General features: G+C 61.2%; 7 protein-coding genes. 6 read left to right on the top strand and 1 reads right to left on the bottom strand.

All coding sequences use genetic code 11. The annotated features are described in order from the left end of the window. Position 1: 1 nt before the first annotated feature. Positions 2-811 (top strand): HAD-IIB family hydrolase, encoded by an 810-nt coding sequence (locus NMG70_RS15870; protein ID WP_254025405.1) that lies wholly within the window; start codon positions 2-4, stop codon positions 809-811. 154 nt (positions 812-965) lie between these two features. Here NMG70_RS15870 and NMG70_RS15875 read toward each other — a convergent pair whose 3' ends face one another. Continuing rightward, a complete protein-coding gene (locus NMG70_RS15875; protein WP_254025406.1) occupies positions 966-1886 on the bottom strand; it encodes a sugar-binding transcriptional regulator in 921 nt (306 codons plus the stop codon). 155 nt (positions 1887-2041) lie between these two features. Between NMG70_RS15875 and NMG70_RS15880 the strand changes: the two genes are divergently transcribed. The 5 genes from NMG70_RS15880 to NMG70_RS15900 all read left to right on the top strand — a co-directional run. Then, the gene (locus NMG70_RS15880) at positions 2042-2929 is read left to right on the top strand and encodes a carbohydrate ABC transporter permease (protein ID WP_128179817.1); all 888 of its coding nucleotides are present in this window, start codon (positions 2042-2044) and stop codon (positions 2927-2929) included. A gap of 1 nt (position 2930) precedes the next feature. Then, positions 2931-3803, top strand: coding sequence for a carbohydrate ABC transporter permease (locus NMG70_RS15885; protein WP_023799420.1), 873 nt, complete (start codon positions 2931-2933; stop codon positions 3801-3803). 59 nt (positions 3804-3862) lie between these two features. Then, entirely contained in the window at positions 3863-5368 is a 1506-nt protein-coding gene (locus NMG70_RS15890) for an ABC transporter substrate-binding protein (RefSeq protein ID WP_254025407.1), read from the top strand. A 68-nt stretch (positions 5369-5436) separates the two neighbouring features. After that, on the top strand, positions 5437-6162 hold the full coding sequence (locus tag NMG70_RS15895; RefSeq protein ID WP_254025408.1) for an SDR family oxidoreductase: 726 nt from the start codon (positions 5437-5439) through the stop codon (positions 6160-6162). Positions 6163-6193: 31 nt separating this feature from the next. Then, on the top strand, positions 6194-6780 hold a 587-nt coding region (locus NMG70_RS15900), incomplete at its 3' end, for an ABC transporter ATP-binding protein (protein WP_254025409.1).

Below are 6780 nucleotides of genomic sequence, written 5' to 3' on the forward strand. Positions count from 1 at the left end.
GATGCGCGACCTCGCCGAATTCGGACCCGAAACTGCATCGCGCATTCGCGGCGTCTTCTGCGATATCGACGACACCTTGACCACCGAGGGTCGTCTTCCGGCCGATGCCTACCGTGCGCTCGAGCGCCTGCACGAGGCGGGCCTTGTCGTTGCCCCCATTACCGGGAGACCGGCAGGCTGGTGCGACATGATTGCCCGGTTCTGGCCGGTCACCGGCGTGGTCGGCGAAAATGGCGCTTTTTACTTCGCTTATGATCAGGCAACGCGAAAGATGATCCGGGTTTTCGCGGCAAGCGCTGACGAACGCCGGGAAAACAGGCGCAGGCTCACCGAACTGGAAAAGCGCATTGTCGAGGAAGTGCCGGGTTCGGCGGTATCCGCCGACCAGCAATATCGCGAAGCCGACCTGGCCATCGACTTTTGCGAAGATGTTCCGCCGCTGCCGATGTCCGATGCCAGGCGCATCAAGCAGATTTTCGAGGGGGCCGGCGCTGTCGCCAAGATTTCGTCGATCCATGTGAACGGCTGGTTTGGCCGATACGACAAGCTGTCGATGACGCGCCGCTTTGCAAGCGAGAGGCTGGGAACCGATCTCGATGCTGAAAGGCAGGCCTATGCATTCGTCGGAGACAGCCCGAACGACGCCCCGATGTTCGGGTTCTTCCCCAACGCGTTCGGGGTCGCGAATGTGATCGACTTCCAGGGACAGATCGACGCCGAACCCGCTTTCGTCGCCAGGTCGCGGGGTGGACGCGGCTTCGTCGAAATTGCCGACGTAATCCTGGCAAGCCGGAGGTCGGCGGTGGTCTGATCGGCCGGCGCAAAATGTGCCGATTGCAAAAGACGCAAAGGATGTTCTGCAGGCGATGGAACCGAACCAGGGACGGCTTAGGGAAGCGGGCGCGATGCACCAGGCAGCATCGCACGGCAGCTTCGGCTGCTGCCGCAATGCCGGCCGGTGGATGTCACAGCGAACTGCCTGTCTCCTGGTCGGTGATGAGGCCGGTGAAGAAGCCCTTTTCCAGGAGCTTGGCCATGATGCCGACCTTGTTCTTTCCGCCGGAAACGAGGATGCGTTTGGGAATGTTCAGCGTGTCGCGAGGATAGACCCCGACAATGCGCTCATTGACGGGATGGTCGATGAGTTCGGCGTTCCGGTCGAAGAAATAGCCGAGAAAGTTCCCGATCGGCTTTTGTCTCAGGATATCGTCGAATTCCTCGTCGGTCATGTAACCGACGCTCCGCAGCGTCGAACTGGTTGTGCCGCCGACGCTCATCAGCGCAAGGTCGGCGTTCAGCGCCTTCTGGATAACCTCGCGCGCGCTCGGTTGCTGCAGGATCGTCTCGCGGCTTTCGCGGCTGTCGCAGATGATCGGTCCGGGGAGATAGTAGGACTCGGCCTGGGTGCGCTGGGCAAAGACGGCGGCGGCGTCGTATTTGTCGATCGACGACCGGCGCGACAGCGAGCCGAGAAGCGGCACGACGGTAACGTTCCTGAGCGCCACCGGCTCGATGTTGGAAGCGAGCCATCGCATGGTTCGGCCCCACGCCATGGCAACCGTCATGTCGTCCCTGAGCAGCGTCTCGACCGTCTGCGCGGCATAGATGCCGATCACTTCGGAGAGCCCGAGCTCCGACCCGGTGTCATCAGGCGTGATGCTGCATATGTCGAGCCGGTACTTCCGCCTGAGCTGTTCTTCCATTTCGAGGGCCTGCGACGTCCCCGCGTTGATGCGGATCGAGACGATGCCGCGCTCCTTCGCCTCGGCCAGCAGCCTGTGGATCTTGGTGCGGTTGATCTGCAGCCGCTCGGCGATGGCCTGCTGCGTTTCGCCCAGCACGAAATACTGATGGGCAACCCGTGCCAGGAGACCGATCGACGTCATGAGGGTCCTCCGCTGCTTGTGGTTCACCCATCCGTATGCCGCTGTAGCCGGCCAACAAGTGCTTGCCACAGACAGGGCGACGATATAGCATTTGAACAAATGCACAAGATATGAACATTTGTGCATCGCAAAACGAACCGGTTCGGGAGGAACGCGTGCGGGTTGCCCAAGCCAGACGTTTCGTCATTTCGGATCACCCGCTGCCCTGGCTGCTGCCGCTGGTGGCGATCCTGCTTGTCTTCACCGTTTATCCTCTCATCTACAACATCTGGCTGAGCTTCCATGAGTTCGTCCCGCGCCGGCGGGCGCTCGAATTCGTCGGAACGGAAAACTGGGTGCAGCTGTGGAACGACACGCGGTTCTGGCAGTCGCTCGTCATCACCTTCACCTATTTCGCCATCGCCCTGGTCTTCGAACTGGTGCTCGGCATGGCGATCGCGCTGCTCCTCGACAGCGACGGCTTCGGTTTCGGGTTCCTGCGCGGCGTGCTGACGATGACGCTCGTCATCCCACCGGCCATCGTCGGCATGATGTATCTGCTGATGGAGGATCCGCAGTTCGGCGTGATCAGCTATCTCCTGCAGTCGATCGGACTGCTCAATTCGAACAACCCCATCCTCGCCACCGCGTCGACCGCGCTTGCCGGCGTTCTCGTCGCGGAAATCTGGCAGTGGACGCCGTTCATGGTCCTCATCTTCCTTGCCGGTCTCAGGGCGCTGCCGCCGGAGCCTTACGAGGCCGCGATGATCGACGGCGCCTCGTCGTTCCAGATTTTCCGGCGCATCACCCTGCCTATGATGTCAAAGGTGATCGCCATCGCCGTTCTGGTCCGCGGCATCGATCTGTTCCGCGTCTTCGACTACGTCTTCGTCATGACCTCCGGCGGGCCGGGAGCGTCGACTTATTCGCTGTCCCTCTATGCATGGCAGCAAACGTTCAGCTTCGTGAAATGGGGCTATGGAGCCACGCTCAGCCTCGTAACACTGGTGATCATCCTCGTCATTGCCAACCTCTTCATCCGTATCGCCAAGGTGAGGTGGTAGAATGAACGGCTCCTTCTCGACCCGCATGCTTCGCACCATCGCCGCCTGGGTTGTGGTCGCAATCTTCTTCTTTCCGATCTACTACTGGACGTCGGTGGCGTTCAAACACGGCAATGACATCTTCAACCGGCCGCCGAAACTGTTCGCCTTCACGCCGACCTTCGACAATTTCCAGAAGGTGTTCGGGATTTCGCTGGGCAGCGGCGGCATCACCGTGACGCCGGGCGGCGGCAATTTCTACATGGCGCCCCGCGTCTGGGATTCGATCGTGATCGCGACGCTGTCGACCGTGCTCGCTGTCGCCATCGCCACGCTTGCCGCCTATGCCCTGTCGCGCATGAACTTCCGCGGCCGGCACAGTTTCGTCGGCTGGGTGTTGTCGACGCGCATGATGCCGCCCGTCGCGGTCGCGGTTCCGATGTTCTTCATCTACAAGAATTTCGGTCTCATCGATACCTATACCGGCATGGTGCTGATCCACGCGCTGATGAACCTGCCGCTCGCCGTCCTCCTGATGAAGAGCTTCTTCGACGACATTCCCTCCGAGATCGACGAGAGCGCCATCGTCGATGGCGCCAGCCGCTTCATGATTTTTCGCAGGATCGTGCTGCCGATGGCCAAGGGCGGCATCGCCGCCACGGCGGTTCTCTGCTTCATCTTCAGCTGGACCGAATTCCTCTTTGCGCTGACCCTGACCACCACGTCGCTCAAGACCGTGCCTGTTGTCTCGTCGACCTTCGTCACCTCGATCGGCACCGCCTGGGGCAACATGGCCGCGCTTGGCGCCGCATCCATCATTCCCGCTTTCATCTTCATTCTGTTGGTTCAGAAGCACCTCGTGCGCGGTCTCACGATGGGATCGTTGAAACAATAGATGGGAGGCTCAAATTCGCAGCCTTGTGAAAATCGCGAATTAAACCGGAGGAGTAGACAATGAAAGACAGCATCAGAAAGGCGCATCTTGCTTCTGTCACCGACCGCTTCGTTCGCGGACGGATGGACCGCCGCTCGTTTCTTCGCGCAGCAAGCATTCTCGGCCTCGGCGCCGGCGCGCTCGGCATGGGTTTTGGACGACGTCCGTTCTACGGCATCAGCCAGGCATCGGCTCAGGAACAGGAACTAAAACCCAGCGCCGAAATCACCAAATGGCTCTCGGATGTCGGCAAGCCCTTTGCCGGAACGACACTTCGTCTCGCCACCGAATCGACGCCGCCGTCCAATGCCATCGCCACGCAGCTCAAGCAGTATTTCGAGGAGGCTACCGGCATCAAGGTCGAGATCGAAGTGCTGCCGCTCGAGCAGGTGCTGCAGAAGCTGACGCTCGACGTCGCCTCGAGCCTCGGCACTTACGACCTCTACTATATCGACCAGAGCTGGGCGGCGAGCTTCAGCCAGGACGTCTTCGATCCGCGCGAGCAGCTCAAGAACGCCGACCTGGCAATGCCGAACTACAACATCGACGACTTCCTGAAGCCACTCGTCGACGGTATCGCCATGTACGAGGACCGCATGGTCGGCGTGCCCTACGACATCCCGATCTTCATCATGCAGTACCGCAAGGACGTCTGGGACGAGCTCAAGCTGCCGCCTCCGGCCACGCTGGACGATTTGCTGAAGGCGTCTGCGGCGATCACCGACGCCAAGGGCCCGAACATGTACGGCACCAGCGGCCAGATGAAATCGGGCCATTACAGCCTCGAATGCGATTGGACGGCGTGGCTTTGGGGCCATGGCGGTTCGATTTTCGGCCCCGACGGCAAGTTCACCGGCAATGACGAGGCTGGCTTGGCCGCCATGGCCTACTGGGACAAGCTCAAGGCGACGATGCCGCCCGGCGTCGACGGCTGGACATGGGATGGTGAGGGCCAGTCGGTCGGCCAGGGCGTCGCCGCCTCGATGCTGTCCTGGGGCGAATTCTTCCCGTTCTTCGACGATCCCAAGGCCTCCAAGGTTTCCGGTCTGATGGAAGCGATGGTTCCGCCGAAACCTGCCGCCACGTTGCGCACCGTCGAGCAGACCGGATTCGGCGAAATTCCGGGCGTTGGTCACCAGGGCGGTTCTTCGCTCGCGGTATCGAAATACTCGAAGAGCCCGGACGCCGCCTGGATTTTCATGCAGTGGGCGACCTCAGCCGATACCCAGGCGCTGATAACCGTTCTGGGCGGCGGTACGGGGCCAACGCGCACCAGCGTCTATGATGATCCGCGCGTGCTGGCCAATGCGCGTGTCGGCGCCGGCACGACCCGCCATTTGCCGGTCGTGCGCGACACCATCGCCAACTACATGGGATCCGAGCCCGACCTGCCGGCGTGGGCAGAACTCTCGAGCGATATGATCCCGGTTGCGCTGGGCAAATACTTCGCCGGCCAGTCGGGCTCGGCCAAGGAGTCGCTCGACGCCCTGAAAACCCAGGTCGACGATCTCGTCGCCAAGGGCTGAGTGTCCCCCCGGGCTGGCGGCCTAAGGCCGCCAGCCCGGGGTATCGACAACTTCCATGAGGAAAAGCCATGGCTGGAAAACAGCTCATAGCAGTGACAGGAGCCAGTTCTGGTATCGGCGAGGCGGTCGCCAAGGCGTTTTCGCGCGCCGGCCACCCTGTTTTGATGATGGCCCGCCGTCTGGAGCGCATGGAGGCGCTGAACCTGCCCGACAGTATGGCTCGGCAGGTCGATGTCCGCGACCGCGCCGCAATCGCAGCCGCCGTGAAGGAGGCGGAGGTCGAATACGGACCGGTCGACATGCTGTTTGCCAATGCCGGCATCGCGCGGCTTGCCGACATAGCCCGCCAGCCGCCCGAGGAATGGGACGAGATGATCGACATCAACACCAAAGGCGTACTGAATTCGGTCCACGCCGTGATGTCGGGCATGATGGAGCGCCGTCATGGAACGCTGTTCATGATGAGTTCGATCGCCGGCCGAAAAATCTATCCGGATCATACGGTTTACTGCGGGACGAAATTCTTCGTTCACGCCGTGTCGGAATCGCTGCGCGACTATCTTTCCGACTATGAGGTCCGCGTGGTCGTGCTTTCGCCCGGGGTGATCGAAACCGAGGTTCTGAGCGGCGTCCTCGATCCGCAGACTCTCGCCAGCTACAAGGCCAACAAGCTCAAGATCGGCGGCGGCATCGGCCCGGAGCACGTCGCTGACCTCATGCTGCACACCTACCAGATGCCACAAAACGCTCTCGTGCAGGAAATCGTCATCACGCCGACCAGGCAGAAATACTGACGACCCGGATCCGGGCGTCTGGAGAGAGAGAATGGCCACCGTAGAATATAAGAACATCGCCAAGAATTTCGGGCATGTCGAGGTGATGAAGGACATCTCCTTCGGCATTGCCGACCGCGAATTCGTCGTGCTTCTTGGGCCGTCGGGCTGCGGCAAGACCACGCTCCTGCGCATGACGGCAGGGCTCGAGCGCGTGACCAACGGCGATCTTTTGATCGGCGACAGGCGGGTCAATGACGTTCACCCGCGCGATCGCGACATCGCGATGGTGTTCCAGAACTACGCGCTCTATCCGACAATGAAGGTGTTCGACAATATCGGCTTCAGTCTCGAAGTGGCGAAAGTGCCAAAGGCGGAGATCAGGAAGAAGGTCGAATGGGCTGCGGAAATCCTGAATCTTACGCCCTACCTCGGGCGCTATCCCAAGGAACTGTCGGGTGGCCAGCGCCAGCGCGTCGCCATGGGCCGCGCCATGGTGCGCAATGCCGCCGTCTTCCTTTTCGACGAGCCGCTCTCCAATCTCGACGCCAAGCTGCGCACGCATATGCGCGTGGAAATCCGCCAGCTTCACAACCGTCTCGGCACCACCACGATCTACGTCACCCATGACCAGATCGA

Source organism: Mesorhizobium ventifaucium (assembly GCF_935822925.1).
In the GTDB taxonomy this organism is placed as follows: domain Bacteria; phylum Pseudomonadota; class Alphaproteobacteria; order Rhizobiales; family Rhizobiaceae; genus Mesorhizobium; species Mesorhizobium ventifaucium.